Here is a 19,443-nt window from a genome sequence, read left to right on the forward strand (position 1 = left end):
AGCCAGCCGGTGGAGTAAGTCCGTACAGTCATCAGACCAGGCCAATAATAAAAACACTTCTACATATACGAGAGCCTATACATCAGGCAGTTCGTTGTACAGATGGGTAAATGTCAAAGGAAAAACAAGCAAATACACGCCGGGACTGATCATACTGCTTCTCTGCGCCGTTATGCTCGGAGCCTGCTCGTCTCCTTCTTCCAGCGCCAAGGAGCAGGGCAAGCATATCAGCTTCCTGTATAACTTCTCTACCAACTCGCTTGATCCGCATGTGGACTCCAGTTATGTGCCGATTCGTGCCGGGATTACCGAGACGCTGGTTCGTCTGGATGAAGACAATCTGACAGTCGCGCCATGGCTCGCCGAGAGCTGGGAAGGGACAGATGGGCAGAACTGGAAAATAAAGCTGCGGGATAATGTGACTTTCCAAAATGGCAAGCCGATGACAGGAGACGCGGTCAAAGCTTCCCTGGATCGTGCCATGACCGAGAGCATCGCTGTCAAAAATGCACTCAAGATCAAAAGTATTCAGGCAGATGGAAATACGCTGCAGATCGTAACCACCCAGCCTTTTCCGGAATTTATCTCGGAGCTGGTCAATCCCAATACTTCGATTATCGATGTGACCGAGACAGATGTAGTGAACAAGCCTGTTGGTACAGGACCTTTTCTGCTGAGTTCGTTCACACCCGGCAGCAAGCTGGAAGTCAAGCGGTATGATGGTTACTGGGATGGCGCCTCTCCACTGGATGGAGTAACTTTTGCCTTTAACGAGGATGCCAATGCCCGTTCGCTGGCGCTGCGCTCCGGACAGGTGGATATCGTATATCGTCCCGAAATAGAGAGCCTGGATACACTAAATGCCGAGCCGGGGATCAAGGTGGAATCGACGTCTACGTTCCGGGTGCATCAGTTAACGATGAATATGGAGCGTCCGGCTCTGCAGGATGTCAATGTACGCCGGGCGATGGACGCACTGATCGACCGGCAGAAGATCGTAGATACGATCCTGCTGGGACATGGAGAAGCGGCAACAGGACCTTTCCTGCCATCGCTGCCATTTGCACCGACCTATGAACCGTCTCCACTGGGAGCGGACGCAGCCGTAGATTATCTTCAGCAGGCAGGCTACTCGCTCGTCAACGGCCAGATGCAAAAAGACGGCAAGCCGCTGCAGTTAACCTTGCTGACCTACCCGGCACGGGCGGATCTACCGCTGATCGCACAGGTGTTCCAGTCCGACGCCAAAAAGATCGGTATTCAGGTGGAAATTCGCCAGATAGATACACCGGAAGATTATATGGCAGCCAATCGCGATTGGGATCTGGCGACCTACAGTAATCTGACCGCGCCGCGCGGAGATGCAGGTTATTATCTGAATGCCACCTATCATCCGGATGGCGCACTGAATTTTAGTGGAGCAGAAGATCCCAAGCTGACAGCTATTATCGACCAATTGAACCGTACTGTCGAGCCGGAGAAACGGGCTGTACTGGCCGAGCGGGCTGCTGATTATGTACATGATAATGTAATTAATTCCTTTGTTCTGCACCCGTCGACCATCGTGGCTTATAACGAAGAGAAAGTGAAAAACTGGATCACGACGCGCAGTGAATACTATATGATTACCAACAAGCTGGATGTGATGTAATGGGCCGGATTCTGATCCGCAAATTTCTGGAAACCCTTGGGTTTGTATTGTTTATTACTTTTATTAGTTTTCTATTTATCCGTATGGCACCGGGCGATCCGGTGCTGACGATTCTGAATGTGGATGAATTATCCGTCAGTCAGGAGCAGGTAGAGGCATTAAGAGAAGAGATGGGATTCAATCAGCCATTGCTCGTTCAATACGGGCAGTGGCTGCTGGATTTCGTACGGCTGGATTTTGGACAGTCGTATGTAACCGGTCAGCCTGTTATGAAAATGATTATGGGCGGGCTGCCGGCGACACTGGAATTAACCGGCGGTGCGCTGGTAATTATGCTGCTGATTGCGCTACCGCTCGGCTCTCTGTCGGCTTTGTACCGGAACAGCTGGATCGATCATATGAGCCGGCTGCTGTCGATTATAGGCGCGGCGGTGCCTAGCTTTTGGCTTGGCTTGATTCTGATAGATCTGTTCGGCGTCCGGCTCGGCTGGCTGCCGACCATGGGACGGGATGGATGGATTTCGCTGCTGCTGCCTTCCCTGACACTGGGACTGGCTATTTCCAGCGTGTATGTACGTCTGCTGCGTTCGAGTCTTCTGGATTCGCTCGGACAGGAGTTTGTACGGGCTGCACGGGCGCGGGGATACAGTGAATTACGTATTTTCTGGGTACATGCCCTTCGTCATAGCCTGCCGCCTGTGATTACGGTATTTGGCGTCAGTCTGGGCAGTCTGATCGGGGGTGTCGTGGTGATCGAGGTATTGTTTGCCTATCCCGGTATCGGCAAGCTGGTCGTGGATTCGATCCGCCAGCGGGATTATCCGCTGATTCAGGGCTATATTCTGGTGATGGCGGCTATCGTATTTGTCGTTAATACACTGGTGGATCTATCCTACCGTTACCTTAACCCCGAGATGAAGCTCAAAGAAAGGAAGACCGGCTGATGAGAGAATTATCCATACCTGCGATGCCACGGCGCAGCAAGCACGGCTGGCAGGGAGTTATCGCATTTTTATTTGTTCTGGTTACGATTGTGGCTTCGATTTATGCTTTTGGTTGGCTTAAATATGATCCCAATACGACGGATCTTGGTGATCGTCTGCAGGAGATGAGCATGCTGCATCCGCTGGGTACGGATCATCTGGGCAGGGATGTGCTGACGCGTCTGCTGCTTGGTGGACAACAGACGCTAGGTTACAGTCTGCTCGCGCTGGGAGCAGCACTGCTGATCGGTATTCCGTTCGGGCTGATTTCGGGATACCGCCGTGGCTGGGTTGACCGGATCTTTATGCGGATCGCAGACAGCTTTTTGTCTTTTCCCGATACGATTGTAGCGATTGTATTGAGCGGTCTGCTCGGTGCAGGCATCGGCAATCTGGTACTGGCGATCGTGGTTGTAAAATGGGTCAACTATGCGCGGCTCGTACGCAGCACGGTATTGTCCGAGGCGCAAAAAGATTATGTACAGATTGCACGTACCAACGGGTTGTCGCCAGCCACTATTATGCGCAGGCATCTGTTGCCGCATGTACTTGGTCATGTGCTCGTATTGGCGAGTCTGGATCTGGGCAAAATTATTTTGCTGATCTCGGCATTCTCTTATATTGGACTGGGGGCACAGCCGCCAACACCGGAATGGGGAGCGATGCTTAATGATTCGCGTCCATATTTCCAGTCGCGTCCGGAGCTGATGATCTATCCGGGACTGGCGATTGTATCGGTCGTACTGCTGGCGAATATGCTGGGCGATTATTTGCGTGACCGTTTTGATGTGAAAAGGGAGGTGCAATCATGATTCTGACGATGGATAAGGTAACGATACGCAGCCGCGAAAAAACGATCGTCGATGAAGTCTCCCTAACCGTGCATGAAGGAGAATGGTTCGCACTGGTCGGTCAGAGCGGCAGCGGCAAAAGCCTGCTTTCCCAAGCAGCCGGACGCATGCTGCCACCGAATCTGCAGATGGAAGGCCATATCAGGCTCCATGGGCAGGATTTGCTGAGTCTGTCTGCACGGCAGATGCGCGATATTCGCGGTCGCAGGCTGGCATATGTATTTCAAGATTATCAGGGGTCATTTACACCATTCCGTACGATTGGGCAGCATCTGGATGAATACCAAAAGGTTCACGGCATTACCCCGGGTGCTGTACGCAAACAGCAAGGCATGGAGGCACTGGAGTCTGTCGGGTTGGAAGCGGAACTGTACCGACGGTATCCTTTTCAATTGAGCGGTGGGCAGCTGCAGCGGGTATCGATTGCGATGGCGCTGATGCTGTCACCGGATGTGCTGATTGCCGACGAAGTCACGACAGCGCTGGACAGTGTATCCGGTCATCGGATTCTGGAGCTGCTGGCACACAAGCAGCGGGAGACGGGCTGTGCAATTCTTTTTATTACTCATGATTGGCGTCATGTTCGCCGGTATGCCAGTCGTCTGGCGGTGATGCAGGAAGGGCGGATCGTCGAGACGGGCGGCAAGCACCGGATTCTGGATCATCCCCGGCATCCGTATACCCGTCAGCTGATCCAGGCCACGCCGATGCTGCACAAGCCGGGCCACCTGCTGCCTTCCGGTTTGCAGGAGGTGAGAGGACAATGAGCCTGCTGCAGGTTGATCGGCTGAACAAGTCGTATGCACCGGATAAGCGTGTGCTGAATGAAGTGTCCTTTGCAATCGAATCGGGAGAATGCCTGGGTCTGGTCGGAGAGAGCGGATGCGGCAAAAGTACGCTGGCCCGCTGCCTGCTGCGGATAGAATCAACAGATAGCGGCTCTATTGTACTGGATGGACATTCTATCGAGAAAATGAATGACCATCAGCTGTATCCTCACCGCAGGAACATGCAGATCGTTTTCCAGAATCCTTCGGCAGCGCTGAATCCCAAGCTGAAGATTCGGGACTCCTTGCTTGATCCCTACCGGCAGTACCGTCAGGAACTGAGATTGCAGCATTTCCAGCCGTCATCCGAACAGCATCTGATCAAGCAGCTGCTGGAAGCGGTAGAGCTGTCAGATACGCTGGCCGATAGGTATCCTCATGAGCTGAGCGGCGGTCAGCGTCAGCGGGTAACGATTGCCCGCGCGATCAGTATCGAGCCGCAGCTAGTTGTACTGGATGAGCCGACAGCCAGTCTGGATGTGATCTCCCAGGGAGCGGTACTTCATTTGCTAACACGGCTGCGTACCGAACTGAATCTGTCGTATCTGTTCATTTCCCATGATCTGGCGGCTGTTCATCAGATGAGCCAGCGTATTATGGTCATGAAGGATGGCCAGCTGGTAGATCAGTTCCCGCAGACCGCCTTGTTTGCAGAAGAGCGGCATGCGTATACAAGAGAGCTGATTTCGATTTTTTGAATTAAAATACAGAAGAGAATACATGTAAATAGACTCAGCCGATCATAGATTGAAATGATCCGCTGAGTCTGTTTGTATAGGAGTATTAAGATGAGGTCGGTTTGGTTATGCTTTGATTGCCTGCTCGAGAGATTGTATCATCCGGCTGATAAAGCGGCGGGAATAATTCACCGGGATATCCAGCAGGGATAGATAGGGATTCAAATCTTCCAATTCCACGAGCAGCAGCTCTCCGCTGGCTGTGCGGCAGGCATCGACGCGCTGGATGCCACAGCTGATATGATTCCAGCGGATAAATTGCTCGGCAAAAGCAAAATCAGACGGCTGTGGATCATACAGCTCCATCTTCCAGCGCTGCTGCGGGTCGGGAGCATACAGGGCATATTGAAATTCATGATCGATATAATAAAAGGAAACCTCATATTCAAACGGGATATACGGCTGGATCAGCATCCGCTGGTCACACGCAGCAAGTGCTTGTTGAAAGTGATCGGCGGATACACGCTGTACACCATGCGAATCGGCACCATCGAATGGCTTGATAATATATTCTTTGCTATCCGGTAGCCGGTGCAGCTGCTCTAGGTGATCAATAGTCGGAATAACCGGATATTGTGCAGCAGTCAGCTCCAGCAGATAGGATTTGCCATTCATATCGGCATGACCATCCAGACTGTTGTATGTCTTTAGCTGCTGCGCCTGAATCCGCTGCCGGAAAGCCTCATACTGATCCTGGTACGGAGCGACCGGTCCGGCATTGCGGAACACGATCAGATTGGCAGTATGTTCAAAGGGCTCGGTATCTTCGGGATGACAAAGAATAATCCGGAAATACTGCCGAAGATGCGACGTCAGAAAAAGATCTTCTTCGTAATAATGGCGTCCTTTGGCTTCATAGTACAGATCGGTTACCCATAAAAGGGTGTGCTGGCGCAATTCCATACCCACCACCTGCTTTCACTAAAGTAAAATCGCTCCTATCACTCTATCACTCTATCACTCTATCACTCTATCACTCTATCACTCTATCACTCTATCACTCTATCACTCTATCACTCCATCACTACTGAAGGGCATCGTCCGGATAATGCATCATCATGAAAAAGCTGGCTTTTTCTGCTGTAGGATTGGAGTAGCCATGCAGATTCATACCAGAGAATTGCAGCGCATCACCTTCGGTCAGCTCATACTTTTCCCCTTTGAGATCGACGACCATCGATCCCTGCTTGACGATTAGATACTCTTCGCCGGGATGCGTTTTCGGTTCATGTATGCAGCCGGGCAGCAGCTCCACAATATACAGCTCGAATCGTTTTTCCGGATGATACGGGAAAAAAGGATATACCCGGTATTTGTCATCACTGTCCATAATCATATTCACTTCGTTCATATTGACGCGGCGTACGAGTACTTCTTCTTCCTTGAGAAAGGTGGTAAAAGATACCTGCAAGCCGTTGGCGATTTTCCATAGGGTGCTGATGGTTGGATTGGATTTCTCATTCTCGATCTGTGCGAGCATCGCTTTGCTCACACCGGTCAATTCCGATGTCTGATCCAGCGTCAGATTTTTGCTTTTGCGGATACGTGACAGATTTTTGGCGATTACACTTTGTATAGGGTCCATAATTTTCTCCTTTGCTCTTGTTTAATATAACAGAATAATGTATGTTATATTAGAAATAAGTATACTATAATAAACTTTAGTTCATTTTAGCATACAGGAATAACAACGAGCCAGTAAGGAGTGGATAAAATGTCTCATATTCAAACGGTACATCAGCATACGGGATGCGGTACCAAAACGTGCACAGAAATACAAACGGAGCAGTCTGGATATTCGGTGCAGCCACCGGAAGAACCCGGTTGTGATGGAGCAGAGAAGCAGACAGAATCTACCTTTGCAGATGGAGTCAAAGACGGGATTCCTACGCTGCTTGGATATATCAGTATCGGCCTGGCAGCAGGTATTGTAGGGGCGGCTTCGCATCTGAGTGTACTGGAGATGGGAATAATGTCACTGCTGGTATATGCAGGAGCAGCACAGTTTATTATTTGCGGGATGCTGGCTGTACATGCGCCTGTATCAGCTATTATTTTGACTACCTTTATCGTCAATTTGCGGAATTTTCTGCTTAGTGCAACGCTGGCGCCCCATTTTACCCGTTATTCACTGCTTCGAAATATAGGTATTGGACTGCTGGTTACGGACGAATCATTTGGCGTGGCAGCAGGCCGACTAGCCCAGGGCAAACCGCTCAATGACCGCTGGATGAATGGGCTGAACCTGATTGCCTATGTCAGCTGGGTAGTCTCCTGTGTAGTGGGTGCATTGTTCGGCAGCTGGATCGCCGATCCGGAGCAGTTCGGAATGGATTATGCGCTGACAGCAATGTTCGTTGCTCTGCTCGTGCTGCAATTGGGGCATCTGGTTCCGGCCAAGCTGAAGCATTATTTACAATTGATGGGCTATATGGTGATCGCCATGCTGCTATTGTCACTGTTCGTATCCTCACAGCTCGCGGTTATTATCGCTACGGTTATCGTAGCGACCATCGGGGTGGTGACAGAGAAATGAGTATGCAATGGACGACGCTGATAGTCATTATCGGCTGTGCGCTGGTGACTATGATACCGCGTGTACTTCCTTTTCTGGTCGTACGCAATCTCAATCTGCCTGCACCCGTGCTAAAATGGTTATCTTATATTCCGGTCTGCATTCTGACCGCTCTGGTCGTGGATAATTTCCTGATCCAAGAGAAAGATTCGCTGCGTATCGATTGGCAGGTCATTATCGTACTTATTCCTACCTTTTTGATTGCGATCAAAACCCGCAGCCTGTCGATTACCGTAATTGCCGGGGTGATGATGATGGCTGCTGTACGTTATTTTTTCTGAATACGGACCCTGCTTATTGCCAATAAAGTTAATGGTATATCTATAATGCGGACTGAACCTGATGGACATCCATCAGGTTTTTTTGTAGGAATTTTTGAATGTTGTCATAGCAATTTCTCCGATCGAACCATGATTTATACATAGTAGCATGATATCGAAGACAAAGAGCGAAGACGAGGCACCAAGATGCAATCATCGAGTACAGTTCGTTTAGCTACTATTAGGAAATTTATATTCGCCTACCTCTATATACCGTATTGGTGCTCAAGTATGGTTTTTATGAATATATGCGCTCAATTTTGAATATGTGTATAAACTAATGGCGCTCTGCAACAGATAATAAAATAGAATATTTAACCAAATGAATCAAAATGGTACTTAATGGAATTCTATTAACGAAACTGAGCGGAGCCTGCGAATGCGGCAGACAGAGGCTGCAGTCAGGTAAGGAGACGACAAATGAAAAAATCCTTCATCAAAATTTTTCAGGAAGAAAACTTTATCGGCGCGGGCGTTGTGAAGACGAACCTCTGGTCCATCATGGTTTTTTTGCTGATTGTGGTGTTCGGATTATTTTATATGAATCAATCTGTCCGGAATGATTATACACAGGTCAAAGAAGCGGCGAATCTGCAGATTCAGCTGCAGACACTGGAGAATGCCCTTGTGGATCAGGAGACTGGGCAGCGTGGGTATTTATTGACCCGGGATATTTCTTTTCTGGAGCCGTTCGACCGAGGTAGTATGTATTATCAGGTGGCTGCCAGTGAATTAATGGACCGGCTGGAGAACTATCCCGAGTATATCGATCAGACACGTAAGCTGATCGATACAGGGACAACCTGGAAAGTAAGATACGGCGATAAACAGGTACATGAAGCCATGACCGGTCATCAGGTGACAAGTGAAGAATTGCTATCCGGCAAAAAGCAGTTTGATTCTTTCCGCCAGCAGCAGGATATGCTTTTCAAGAAGTTTGAAGACCTACGTAACCGTCTGCGTGCCGAGATGCTGAGAAATATTACACTTACGCTTGTGGGCATGGGAACGATGTTTGTGCTGTTCCAGTGTATTATGCTGTACTTTATCCAGCGCGGGCTGCGCCGGATTACGATTCCGATCGTACAACTGGACAAGGCGGTATCCTCTTATGCCAATGGTAATATCTCGGCGGAGCTGCCTGCCTATTCCTCATCCAACGAAATTGGCCGCTTGATTCATACTTTTGAAGATATGCGTCTGGAAATGCAAAAAGACCAGCGTCTGCTCGGTTATACGTATCAGATGATCAATACGCTGAATCAGGCCAAGTCGGTTCAGCATGTGTATCAGGAGACGTTGATGGGCATCTGGAATATTATCGAATGTGAGCGAATCTCGATTATTACGCAGAATGCGGATCGCAGCTTTACCATCAAGTCGTCTATTTATCATGGCGTAATTGATCATAAAGAAGTGTCTCTTGGCGGAGAACAAAAAGATGTGCATGAGCTGCTGGAAGGTGGCTTCTCGATGATTCATGAAGACTGGAATGTGTACCGGCCTACAGGCAGCGTAACCGATTACTTGCATGAACAGGGGATTCGCTCGTCGATGCATATTATTTTGCGCAAGGAAGCACGGGTGGTCGGTGTACTCAATCTGATGTCACCGGAACAAAACCACTTCTCCATACAGCAGAAAAACCGGGTTGAAAAGCTGGCACCGATGATTGTTACTGCTATCGAGAATGCAAGGGAAACCGATAAAATCCAGCGTCTGGCTATGCGGGATGGTCTGACCGGTCTCTGGAATCGCCGGTATTTCGACGAATCACTTCATCATCTGATGACTCGTGTAGTTACAGCCGATACAGAGCGTCATCTGCTGTCTTTGATTCTGCTGGATGTAGATCATTTCAAAAGCTTCAATGATAACTGGGGGCATCAGGAAGGTGATCTGGTGCTCAAACATCTGGGACGCGTGCTGAATGATTACTGTCGTCCGGGAGACCTGACTGTGCGTTATGGTGGCGAAGAATTTGCCGTACTGCTACCGGATACTTCACTGAGCGAAGCGAGAAGTGTCGCCGAGCGGCTGCGCAAGCTGATCGAGCTGGAATCACCATCCCGCAAATATGCAGTTACCGCCAGCTTTGGCGTTGCCGAATGGGACGGATACCAGTTGGGAGAAGAACTCGTACATGCAGCAGACGAGGCATTGTATCAGGCCAAGGATGAAGGGCGTAACCGGGTCTGCTGTTACAATCCGAAGTCTGCTGATCAGGCTACCGAAGCAGGTTGAATCACGCATTTCTACTCTTCTTATCATTCCTGATTTCATGATAGCCAAATAGCCTTGCCGACATTGGGATCAGCAAGGCTATTTGGCTATGGAACAGGATCACTTTTCGAGAACCAGCAGCAGCATGCTGAAATCCTTTTCAAAGTCCCAATCCAGATAAGCATTTTTGAGAGGACGACCGAGCAGATCCAGTATGGGCAATTCTTCGATAAAATGACCCAGCTCCAGCTCCCGCTTGGATACACGGAGAGCGCTGTTAAAGCCTTTTTTGATAATCTGTTTCTCCAGATTGATCAACAGGCCTTTACGCAGTACAACCAGAATATCATCGGACAGCCAAAAGGAATTGACCGCTTCCGGAGCTTTTTGTACAGATTCGGTAATCTGGCTGACCTTGATATGCAGATCGGCTTTGCCTGTATAGATATCTTCGTCAAAAGTCTCGGTCGATGCCTCAAAGGTAACTGCAATAGCAGCGCTGTTGTATTCCAGTTTCCAGTCAATAAATACATGGGATACCGTATGACCGAACGTAGACTCTATTTTTTTCTGCAGAGCAGGAAAGATAAACTGGCTAAGTAGAATATGAATATGGGTATAACGTTCATCCGGATCATCAGGCAACCGGTCGTCACCGGGATCAATCAGTTCCTGCAGCATAATGACTGCACTTTGCTCATTAAAATGAATATGAATTCTCTCTGGCTGTTTGCCGAACTGGCTCTGGCACAGCAGGCTAGCGTGTTTGAGAATCGGGTCCAGATGAATTTGCTGTGACACAGTTAAATCCCCTTTGCATAGATAGTTACAGTGTATTACCCATAAATAGCAAATTAATAAGCAATTGAATACACTTCTATTTTACAATATTGTTTTCAAGGAAATAACCGAATCGAAAAGTCACAGTTATCGAGGAGAGCCAGCTGACGATACAGCCGTAAATAGTAATAAAGCCCCCGGTCGTGGATACCAGGGGCTTTATTACTATTGGGAAATAGATAGTCAATTGAATTGAAAAAGAGTGTGGAAAAGAATAGCCGGTTTAGTACCGGGTCAACAGCCAGTTCCCTTTGGCCCAGTCGAGTTTGCCGGAGCCTGCACCATCTGCAGCGAGCAGACGGGTAACCAGATTGGATGGGTCATCAGGCTGATAGCTATAAGGAAGTGTACTGAATCCGTTCCACGAAAAAGGCTTGGCCGGAGCCGGATAAGGAGCAAGCGGACTGCCGGCGCTGTCGCTGTCCCCGCGGAATGTTTTGCCGTCATTTTCATAAATAGTGTCTACTGCACGAATTTTGCCGGTATAGCTTGCATCCGTCGGATCTGCCTGATTGTTACGGATTGGAGAAGCAACGTCGATAATACGGGATTTCTCAACCAGCAATGCGCCGTCTTCCGTAGAAATCGCCCCGTTGCTGGTTACCGTGAAATGATAACCTTTGGAGGTAATCGCTTTTTCCATCTCCGGGGTGATACGCTTTTTGGCGGCGACGAGACCGGAAGCATCCATTACAATGTTGTAGGCATGGGCATTACCGCCGCGCAAGCGAGGCATCCGGTCCTGGATATCCAGATAATAGTTATGATGCAGCGTTACTTCCAGATCGGCGTTATCCGAGGCAAATTCGGTAGCGCCGACGAGATGGGTCTTTTTCTGGCCGGAGGAGATAGCGATAATATTATCCGGTGACATACCAACCGCACTGCTGCGCAAATAATTGTACATCGGATAAGCAGATTTGTTCGCTTCCAGTGCCTCGATCTGCTGTCTGACCCAGCTGCCAGCGCTTCCATTATCCCCGCGGAAATACGACCAGGAGATGGTTACACCAGAGCTGCCTTTTTTGACATCGACAATTCCGTCATAGGCTTTGTTGAATGTGCAGTGGTCGATCCACACTTTGGAGCTGGCTCCTTCGATCGTGAGGTAGTCCCAGTCGTTTTTATCGTAATCGCCTTTGGAGGCTTCATCCCATTCCCATAGTTCATCAAATTCCAGATTACGGATGAGCAGATTGGAGCTGCGCTTTACACTGATACCGACATGTTTGATTTTGGAACCGTTGGTCGAGAAAATAGTCAATCCGTCGAACCCGTCAATACTGAGCTTGCTGACACCGGTTTTCTTGAGCACCGGATGGGTGAGAGGTGCATTATGAGCAGCAAAAGGCGAAGTCTTCGCAGCCGCAGGAAGCTCATTCCATCCCAGATCCAGATCGTTCATGATCTCGATGACCTTGATACCCGAATTTTTGCGCAGGGCCTGGGCGAGATCGGTAGCGTTATAGACTTTTTTGTAGCGACTGTCGGTCTCGGCGATAACACCTCCGCCCGTGTTGCCGGTAGAGAAACCGGTCAGGTTATAAGCGCTGTAGGAAGCATTAGTCTGTATTTCGGATAAGGAAGGGATTCCGCTTTCATCCATATAGGCGGGGTTGGAGTCGGCAGCATAGGTTGGCGAACCGGATAAAGGCAGAGCAACCACAGCCAGCATGCCGCTTAATAGCAGGGTGATTCCTTTATGTAATGTTTTGTTGGTCATTGTATCCTTCTCCTTTTTGGATAAATGTAATCATGGAATATAAGATCAGGCTGTTTTGTGTAAATAGGGTGGCTTGCTGCGCCTGATCATTTCCACCTGTACAAAATAGCACTAAGCTGCAAAAAAGCAAAAGAGGAAGTAAGTACTAATCCATAGACCAAAATTGACATATAGTGCATATTTGAATGAAATCAGGCATGAATGTTGTTGAATATCGTCATATCCCATATATGTTTAACGAAGAGGAAAATATGAAATAAAAGAAGCGAGAGCTGTGCATCAATCGCAAGCAGTACAACGACTGTCTGAACGGCAAACGGAACACAGCAAAAAACCGGAAACCGTCTCATAAAGAGACCATTTCCGGCTGAACTTGCAGGTTTAATTTGGATAAATCAGAATCCCACGGATGAAGGAGTTCTACCTTCCGGCAATGCCTGTGAAGATGAAGAAGGCTGGGAAGACGGTGAAGATGTTGAAGACTGTGCAGAAGAATCGGAAGAGCTTTCACTGGATTTGAATCCCTGTACTTCGGTCTTCAATTCGCCAGCGGATGTCTGCAGTACTTCTTTCCATTCTTTGACGACGCTGATCGCTTCCTGCACGACCGGTGTAATCTCGCGGATCATCTGGATAATCTCTTGACCACGGCTGGTAGCCAGCTGTGTTTTTTCTTTGGCGGTTACCGCAAAGTCGGAAGCGGAGGAAGCTGCACTCGCTGTTCCACTTTTGAGGCTGTAACGCATATCTTCTCCGGACTTCGGTGCCAGCAGCAGCGCTGTTCCCGCACCTACCAATGCTCCTGTAATAATTCCAAATACCAGATTTTTCGTTTCCATATTAATCTCTCCGTTCGTTATAGTAATGTAGGCTGAAAATAGTTCCTGTCTGGCTATCTACAGCATACTTACCCAATGAAACGGCATTCGCTTACATATTGGCACATGAATTCGTAATTATTTATACATGGAGCATATGGTTATGTATTTCTATTCGTAGAGCGGTTTGATCTCCTGACCATTCAGCCAGAGCCAGGCTTGTTGTCCCACTGAAGGGTAGATATCTTGAGGATGCCACCATACGGCCAGTACCAGTGTCATGATGACTGTCAGCGACCATAGTATGATACCAGGTATTCTGGGCATCAGGCGTGTTAGGCTTAGACAAAGAAAAATAATAAAAAAGTTGGCTACAAGTGTCATAGGTATACTGACTATGCGTTGAAAGCCGGTCATGGGGAAAAAAAGAAGTAGCAACATCAGCATAATAATCGTGGGCGCAAAACCAGCAATAAACCAACGAGCACTGCTTAGAGGAGTTTTATTCATAGGGTATCCTTCCTTTAGAATATTTAGAAATAGATGTAGCTAAAATGTACCATATCTGGTATGAGAATAGATATCGATATATCCAATCCTAGAGCGGCTATATAACAGTCATTATTAAATCCAAAAAAGATAGTATCAGACAGCCGCTTGATTCGTACAACGCAGACGCTATATGAAAAGGACCCGGCTTTTACGCCAGGTCCTTGTTGACTTCATATCCTGTTATTTATATTCCCAATTATAAATTAATAAAAATCGGGATCTATCCTACCTTTTGCTTTATGATTGGCTTAGCTGCTGACAGCCACACCACGTTTGGACAGCAGCTTCTCGGCGATAATGCCGAGGAATACATAACCGGTGTTCAGCAGCGCTGTTTCATCGATATCAAATCGTGGGTGATGATGCGGGAAGCCGGTATGTTCGCTTTCATTCTGTGAACCTACGTAGAAGAAGTTGCCTGGTCTGTGTTCCAGATAATAGGCAAAATCCTCTGCGCCCATTGATGGCTCCGGAATATCGAACAGTGCTTCTTCGCCGAGTGTGTTGATTACAATATCGCGTACCTGATCTGCTTGTTCCGGTGGATTCACGACAGCAGGATAACCGTGAGTATAATCAATCGTATACGAAGCCCGCTCAGCCAGTGTAATGCCGTGCACCAGCGTGCGGATACTTTCTTCAATCTGCTTGCGTACTTCCGGATCAAAGGTACGCACGGTGCCTTCGATTTTGGCTTTGTCGGCAATAACGTTAAATGCCGATCCAGCCTGGAATACACCGACTGTGACGACCGCTGATTTGAGCGGATTTACATGACGGGAGACGATATGCTGCAGCGAGCTGACCACCTGACTGCCGATCACGATAGAGTCGATCGTCTGATCCGGCTTGGCGCCATGACCGCCCTTGCCCTGGATCACGATAGAGAAACCATCGGCTGCTGCCATGGAAGGTCCGGCGATAACGCCGATACGTCCCAGCGGCAAATAGCTCGCCAGATGGGCACCGTATACTTCATCGACACCTTCCAGCGCGCCATCTTCGATCATTGCTTTGGCACCACCGGGGATCTGTTCTTCAGCATGCTGGAAAATAAAACGTACATTGCCTTCCAGCTGTTCCTGATGCTGACTGATCACCTTGGCAACGCCGAGCAGTGCAGCTGTATGACCGTCATGGCCGCAAGCATGCATCACACCGTCATTTTGTGAACGGTAGGGCACATCATTCTCCTCATGAATCGGCAGTGCATCAAAGTCTGCACGGAATGCAATCGTCGGTCCGGGCTGTCCACCCTGCAGATCGGCGAGAATACCGCCTTCACCAACACCGGTACGCACTTGATAACCAAATCCGGTCAGCGTATCAGCGATAAACTGCGCAGTTTTTACTTCCTGAAACGAAAGCTCCGGGTACTGGTGCATATGTCTGCGCCAGCTAACGATCTGTTCCTGCTCTGCCTGTAGTTCCTGAATCCATTGTTGTTTCATGATGATTCCTCCTGTTCTGTATATTGTTCCTCATTTAAATGATAAAATAAATTCCATAATTTACAATAAAACATTCACTATAAATTATCATTCCTCACCTGATATGTCAAATTTGACAAAGCCGAAATGGAGAGAAATTCTGTGACTGAATGGATACCCTATGAGAGAAGGGTAGGGCACCCGGCAGATTTCCGGGTACGCTATCGTTTTTATGCCCAGGAGGAAGGAGGCCGTCGCACATTGCCCTATCAGGGATATCGTGCAGACTTTGCATATGCCGCGGATGAGCGGTTGATATTGTACATGATTCACCCTGAATTCGAGGATGAACATGGGCAGGTCATTGGTAGGGAAGAACATGTCCCTGCCTGCGGCACGGCATTAGTGTGGATCGTGATCCCCGAGCGGCGTCAGGACATTCACAGGCACCGGATACATACAGGCACTCGTGGATACATGATGGAAGGTCCTCATCGTACCGCCGAAGTGGAAGTAATCGAGATTCTAGGACTATTCACCAACTCATAATATTTTGCTGAATATTACAATAACTAGTATAGGAAGAGGTGTATACAATGAATGTGCAAGAACAGGAACGTATTCTGGACGAAATTATCAGCTGTATGGCGACTGCCCAGGAGTATCCGGAGCTGCAGCGTATCCAGACCCGGCATCGGCTGCATCTGGTTGATTTCTGGGATATTCCTCCCGGCAGCAAAGTGCTGGAAATTGGCTGCGGACAGGGAGATACCACGGCTGTCCTCGCCCATCGTGTCGGCCGGGACGGGCTTGTCTACGGTATTGATATTGCACCGCTTGATTACGGCAGTCCTGTCACTGTCGGGGATTCCGCCAAATTCCTGCTACAATCCAAGCTTGGCTTTCAGACACGTATGGAATACGGTGTGAATCTGCTGGCACCAGAGACCGATTTTCCGGCGGGTACGTTTACTCATGTTGTGCTCTCGCATGCTTCGTGGTATCTGAATTCCAACGAAGAACTTATTCAGATTCTCACCAAAATAAGCAAATGGGGCGCCACGCTCTGTTTTGCCGAATGGGATACACAGATCCGGAATATGCACCAGTTTCCCCATCTGCTGTCTGTGCTGATTCAGGCCAAATACGAATGCTTCAAAGAAAGCAGCTCGGCCAATGTACGCACCCTGTTTACTCCTCAGGATATCCGTGATGCAGCGGCGGCTGCAGGCTGGACGGTCCGCAGCGAACAGAGCATTGCCGCCAACGATCTGCAGGATGGACAATGGGAGACAGAGACTGTAATGCGTGATTATGGCAGAGAACTGGATGAATTGGACCATTTGCCTGATAAATTAAAGATGCTGATCCGCTCGGAAGTGCGTTTGCTGGAACAGTCCGTACAGGGTCTGGATCATCTGGAATCCATGTCCGCCTATGCGATGATAGCCGACCATACACAGGTCTGAACGATAAACAGAACATCGATGTGCACCGGCCTTTCTCCTGTTTACGGGAAAGGCTTTTTTGCTGTTGCTGGAGCAGGATTTGTTTGCTAGTGGCTTTTTGCTATTCACTATTTTAATAAAGGATTAGCTGTTTCTTGATCTTGATATTAATTATACATTTATGGAAAATAATTCTTCCCAATGGAGTGTTAACTGCTTATGATTAAGGCAGATTCACAGTGGAGAGGAGGAATTAATGAACAACCTGCTTGGAGCAGGCATTAATCGAAGACAGGCATCTTTGATTTCGGCACAGCGCTTCACGTAATCGCCGTATGGCCGGATGGCACAGGTGGCATACAGCATGGCAATGATATCCGGCGGAACAGTATGACAGGCTGTTTTCACAAGGCCGGTACAGTACAAAGGAGGCTATTATGAAGATCACGTCGAGAGGATTCAAATGGTATATGTGCTGCTGTATGCTGCTCGTGTCGCTGTTCCCAGCAGCAGGAAGATTGTATGCGGATACAATAGAGGACATGCAAGGCAGTACATTGCCTGGAGGAACAGTGTATACGGCTAGCGGATTCAGCGGACCTACGTTTGAGCCGGAGAATATCGGTGATGGAGACTGGTATAGCTTATGGCGGTCGAATACCCGGTATGCCTGGCTGCAGGCCGAATTTCCGGAAGCAGTGCAGATGAAGGCCGTGCAATTATCCACCGGAAGTATCGGTAAACGTTATGAAACGTATACCGTAGAGGGATTACAACATGGACAGTGGAGTCGACTGGGCAAAAAAACATACAAGCTCGATCCCACAGGCAATGTAGCACTCGCGCCTATTCCTGTACCAGAAGGTTGGTACGATGGTATCCGGGTCAAAATCCAATCCACCAGAGAAGGACTACTCGTTACCGAGCTGCAGTATATTTCGGATCTGGATTCTCCATCGGAATTGAAGACCAGCTACGGCGATGAACAGCTGCATCTGAACTGGAAGCCCGTATCCGGCGCTTCCGGCTATCGAGTGAGCTATGGGCCTGAATCCGGCGTATACACCCAGACACTGGATGTAGGCGCTGACACCTATGGTGGACTGACTATACCCAATCTGAACAATGGACAGGTCTACTATCTGACAGTGGCAGCTCTGACGGGCGGCTCGCGCAGCAATTACTCCAATGAAGTACTGAATGCACCAGTTCCCGGTTTTGATTTGCCCAAGGCGATGACCGGTGGTTCCAGTGGAGAGTGGTATCGTAACCCTGCAACCAACACGAGAGATCGTAATCTATCTACGATGTGGAGGCATAATGGAAGCGATCCGCAGGGTGAGCTGTATTATGAATTTTTCTATCCACTCTATATAAGTGAGCTGCAGCTCACCGTGTCTGCTGCGGAAGACAGTGACCTGACCTATACCGTCTACAAAGGAAGAGGGTCGTCCGAACAGGTACTGGCTCAGCGGCAGATTCATCTGGAAGGCTCGACAAAGCCGGTTGTTCTGGACCCTTTTCCGGTGACACCGGGCTGGTATACAGATATTAATGTTCGGATTCAATCTTCTACAGCACCTATTCTGGTCAACGAGGTACGTTACAATACCGACCATACTCCTGTACAAAATGTAAAAGTGACGAGCGGAAATGCCCAGCTGACACTTACCTGGGACCCGATTGCCGGAGCAGACCAATACCGCATTGTGTATGGCAAGGAATATGGGGATATCTCAAAGACCGAGAAATTGACTGTGAGCGAGGATGCTTATACCGGCTATACGCTGACGGGACTAGACAATAATAGCAGTCCTTATTATATACAGGTGCAGGCGATTGTAAATGGTGAAGCCTATGGCTACTCGGAGGTAATACCAGGCACGCCTCGAAGCTACAGCACCGGGGACTTTCTGCCGCTGGGTACGATCGTTACCGCTTCCGGTTCATTCGACGATAACCAGCCGTCCCATGCGGCGGATCGTAATTTTAGCAGTTCATGGGTGCCGGAGACAGGAGCAAGCAGAAGCGGCACAATCAATTTTGCTTTTGCCCAGCCGATCGATATTCATGCCGTGCAGCCGGTAAGTACGATGTATCCACCGGGTACCCAGCATTATGTCATCTACGGTCTGAAAGGCAGAGAATGGATTCTGCTGTACGACGGACAGGTGCAGGTTCCGTATAATCCGTCCGGTGGCATACTCGAGCCGATCCCGGTAACGCCAGGCAAATACGAGGGTCTGATGCTCACTATAGATGCTTCTCCCAATTGGCTGGCCCTGCAGGAACTACTGGTATTCTATAATCAGCCGGGCAGTTCGGTTACGAGCGATACGTATGGGGAGCAGACTGTACCAACAGTAGACACGGACACGTATCGATAAGGCAGTACAGGTAGTACAGGAGCAGCTGCTGCATGTCCTCAATTGCAGCTGAACAATAAAACCTTAGACAGCCCAAGG

General features: G+C 48.8%; 18 protein-coding genes. 11 read left to right on the forward strand and 7 right to left on the reverse strand.

Annotated elements, in window-relative coordinates:
• Positions 1 to 172 precede the first annotated feature (172 nt).
• From nikA to AR543_RS06445, 5 genes are read left to right on the forward strand one after another with little or no spacing between them, the layout of a single operon-like run.
• A complete protein-coding gene (gene nikA / locus AR543_RS06425) occupies positions 173 to 1,651 on the forward strand; it encodes a nickel ABC transporter substrate-binding protein (RefSeq protein WP_060536669.1) in 1,479 nt (492 codons plus the stop codon).
• Positions 1,651 to 2,595 (forward strand): nickel ABC transporter permease, encoded by a 945-nt coding sequence (gene nikB / locus AR543_RS06430; RefSeq protein WP_060532801.1) that lies wholly within the window; start codon positions 1,651 to 1,653, stop codon positions 2,593 to 2,595. Before nikA ends, nikB begins: the two co-directional genes overlap by 1 nt.
• Positions 2,595 to 3,446, forward strand: coding sequence for a nickel transporter permease (gene nikC / locus AR543_RS06435; RefSeq protein WP_060532802.1), 852 nt, complete (start codon positions 2,595 to 2,597; stop codon positions 3,444 to 3,446). Before nikB ends, nikC begins: the two co-directional genes overlap by 1 nt.
• Complete coding sequence (locus tag AR543_RS06440; protein ID WP_060532804.1) at positions 3,443 to 4,252, forward strand: ABC transporter ATP-binding protein; 810 nt, start codon at positions 3,443 to 3,445, stop codon at positions 4,250 to 4,252. Before nikC ends, AR543_RS06440 begins: the two co-directional genes overlap by 4 nt.
• Positions 4,249 to 5,010, forward strand: coding sequence for an ABC transporter ATP-binding protein (locus tag AR543_RS06445; RefSeq protein WP_060532806.1), 762 nt, complete (start codon positions 4,249 to 4,251; stop codon positions 5,008 to 5,010). Before AR543_RS06440 ends, AR543_RS06445 begins: the two co-directional genes overlap by 4 nt.
• A gap of 105 nt (positions 5,011 to 5,115) precedes the next feature.
• On the opposite strand, the gene AR543_RS06450 is transcribed toward AR543_RS06445, so the two are convergent.
• Positions 5,116 to 5,952, reverse strand: coding sequence for an ATP-grasp domain-containing protein (locus AR543_RS06450; RefSeq protein ID WP_060532808.1), 837 nt, complete (start codon positions 5,950 to 5,952; stop codon positions 5,116 to 5,118).
• A 121-nt stretch (positions 5,953 to 6,073) separates the two neighbouring features.
• On the reverse strand, positions 6,074 to 6,634 hold the full coding sequence (locus AR543_RS06455) for a helix-turn-helix domain-containing protein (RefSeq protein WP_060532810.1): 561 nt from the start codon (positions 6,632 to 6,634) through the stop codon (positions 6,074 to 6,076).
• 129 nt (positions 6,635 to 6,763) lie between these two features.
• Between AR543_RS06455 and AR543_RS06460 the strand changes: the two genes are divergently transcribed.
• The 3 genes from AR543_RS06460 to AR543_RS06470 all read left to right on the forward strand — a co-directional run bounded on the left by AR543_RS06460 (position 6,764) and on the right by AR543_RS06470 (position 10,188).
• Positions 6,764 to 7,585, forward strand: a complete 822-nt coding sequence (locus AR543_RS06460; protein ID WP_082472141.1) for an AzlC family ABC transporter permease — start codon at positions 6,764 to 6,766, stop codon at positions 7,583 to 7,585.
• A complete protein-coding gene (locus AR543_RS06465; protein ID WP_060532812.1) occupies positions 7,582 to 7,905 on the forward strand; it encodes an AzlD domain-containing protein in 324 nt (107 codons plus the stop codon). The genes AR543_RS06460 and AR543_RS06465 overlap by 4 nt, the downstream gene beginning before the upstream one ends.
• 459 nt (positions 7,906 to 8,364) lie before the next feature.
• Positions 8,365 to 10,188 (forward strand): sensor domain-containing diguanylate cyclase, encoded by a 1,824-nt coding sequence (locus AR543_RS06470; protein WP_060532814.1) that lies wholly within the window; start codon positions 8,365 to 8,367, stop codon positions 10,186 to 10,188.
• A 99-nt stretch (positions 10,189 to 10,287) separates the two neighbouring features.
• Here AR543_RS06470 and AR543_RS06475 read toward each other — a convergent pair whose 3' ends face one another.
• From AR543_RS06475 to AR543_RS06495, 5 genes are all read right to left on the reverse strand, one after another.
• The gene (locus AR543_RS06475) at positions 10,288 to 10,968 is read right to left on the reverse strand and encodes a Na-translocating system protein MpsC family protein (RefSeq protein ID WP_060532816.1); all 681 of its coding nucleotides are present in this window, start codon (positions 10,966 to 10,968) and stop codon (positions 10,288 to 10,290) included.
• 262 nt (positions 10,969 to 11,230) lie between these two features.
• On the reverse strand, positions 11,231 to 12,730 hold the full coding sequence (locus AR543_RS06480; RefSeq protein WP_082472143.1) for a pectate lyase family protein: 1,500 nt from the start codon (positions 12,728 to 12,730) through the stop codon (positions 11,231 to 11,233).
• A 395-nt stretch (positions 12,731 to 13,125) separates the two neighbouring features.
• Entirely contained in the window at positions 13,126 to 13,569 is a 444-nt protein-coding gene (locus AR543_RS06485; RefSeq protein WP_060532818.1) for a YtxH domain-containing protein, read from the reverse strand.
• A 150-nt stretch (positions 13,570 to 13,719) separates the two neighbouring features.
• On the reverse strand, positions 13,720 to 14,058 hold the full coding sequence (locus tag AR543_RS06490; protein WP_060532820.1) for a hypothetical protein: 339 nt from the start codon (positions 14,056 to 14,058) through the stop codon (positions 13,720 to 13,722).
• 290 nt (positions 14,059 to 14,348) lie between these two features.
• Positions 14,349 to 15,551 carry a M20 metallopeptidase family protein gene (locus AR543_RS06495; protein ID WP_060532822.1) on the reverse strand — a complete coding sequence of 401 codons (1,203 nt, stop codon included), beginning with the start codon at positions 15,549 to 15,551 and terminating at the stop codon, positions 14,349 to 14,351.
• A gap of 141 nt (positions 15,552 to 15,692) precedes the next feature.
• Between AR543_RS06495 and AR543_RS06500 the strand changes: the two genes are divergently transcribed.
• The 3 genes from AR543_RS06500 (at position 15,693) to AR543_RS06510 (ending at position 19,365) form a co-directional block, all read left to right on the forward strand.
• On the forward strand, positions 15,693 to 16,079 hold the full coding sequence (locus AR543_RS06500; RefSeq protein ID WP_227871847.1) for a hypothetical protein: 387 nt from the start codon (positions 15,693 to 15,695) through the stop codon (positions 16,077 to 16,079).
• A gap of 47 nt (positions 16,080 to 16,126) precedes the next feature.
• A complete protein-coding gene (locus AR543_RS06505) occupies positions 16,127 to 16,999 on the forward strand; it encodes a class I SAM-dependent methyltransferase (RefSeq protein ID WP_060532826.1) in 873 nt (290 codons plus the stop codon).
• A gap of 416 nt (positions 17,000 to 17,415) precedes the next feature.
• A complete protein-coding gene (locus tag AR543_RS06510; RefSeq protein ID WP_060532828.1) occupies positions 17,416 to 19,365 on the forward strand; it encodes a fibronectin type III domain-containing protein in 1,950 nt (649 codons plus the stop codon).
• The last annotated feature ends 78 nt before the right edge of the window (positions 19,366 to 19,443 follow it).

It is taken from the genome of Paenibacillus bovis (assembly GCF_001421015.2).
Lineage (GTDB): Bacteria > Bacillota > Bacilli > Paenibacillales > Paenibacillaceae > Saccharibacillus > Saccharibacillus bovis.

Excerpts from the sequence above, each read along its gene's own strand:
- nikA (WP_060536669.1), top strand. The coding sequence starts at position 173 with ATGCTCGGAGCCTGCTCGTCTCCTTCTTCCAGCGCCAAGGAGCAGGGC.
- nikB (WP_060532801.1), top strand. The coding sequence starts at position 1,651 with ATGGGCCGGATTCTGATCCGCAAATTTCTGGAAACCCTTGGGTTTGTA.
- nikC (WP_060532802.1), top strand. The coding sequence starts at position 2,595 with ATGAGAGAATTATCCATACCTGCGATGCCACGGCGCAGCAAGCACGGC.
- AR543_RS06440 (WP_060532804.1), top strand. The coding sequence starts at position 3,443 with ATGATTCTGACGATGGATAAGGTAACGATACGCAGCCGCGAAAAAACG.
- AR543_RS06445 (WP_060532806.1), top strand. The coding sequence starts at position 4,249 with ATGAGCCTGCTGCAGGTTGATCGGCTGAACAAGTCGTATGCACCGGAT.
- AR543_RS06450 (WP_060532808.1), bottom strand. The coding sequence starts at position 5,952 with ATGGAATTGCGCCAGCACACCCTTTTATGGGTAACCGATCTGTACTAT.
- AR543_RS06455 (WP_060532810.1), bottom strand. The coding sequence starts at position 6,634 with ATGGACCCTATACAAAGTGTAATCGCCAAAAATCTGTCACGTATCCGC.
- AR543_RS06460 (WP_082472141.1), top strand. The coding sequence starts at position 6,764 with ATGTCTCATATTCAAACGGTACATCAGCATACGGGATGCGGTACCAAA.
- AR543_RS06465 (WP_060532812.1), top strand. The coding sequence starts at position 7,582 with ATGAGTATGCAATGGACGACGCTGATAGTCATTATCGGCTGTGCGCTG.
- AR543_RS06470 (WP_060532814.1), top strand. The coding sequence starts at position 8,365 with ATGAAAAAATCCTTCATCAAAATTTTTCAGGAAGAAAACTTTATCGGC.
- AR543_RS06480 (WP_082472143.1), bottom strand. The coding sequence starts at position 12,730 with ATGACCAACAAAACATTACATAAAGGAATCACCCTGCTATTAAGCGGC.
- AR543_RS06485 (WP_060532818.1), bottom strand. The coding sequence starts at position 13,569 with ATGGAAACGAAAAATCTGGTATTTGGAATTATTACAGGAGCATTGGTA.
- AR543_RS06490 (WP_060532820.1), bottom strand. The coding sequence starts at position 14,058 with ATGAATAAAACTCCTCTAAGCAGTGCTCGTTGGTTTATTGCTGGTTTT.
- AR543_RS06495 (WP_060532822.1), bottom strand. The coding sequence starts at position 15,551 with ATGAAACAACAATGGATTCAGGAACTACAGGCAGAGCAGGAACAGATC.
- AR543_RS06505 (WP_060532826.1), top strand. The coding sequence starts at position 16,127 with ATGAATGTGCAAGAACAGGAACGTATTCTGGACGAAATTATCAGCTGT.
- AR543_RS06510 (WP_060532828.1), top strand. The coding sequence starts at position 17,416 with ATGAAGATCACGTCGAGAGGATTCAAATGGTATATGTGCTGCTGTATG.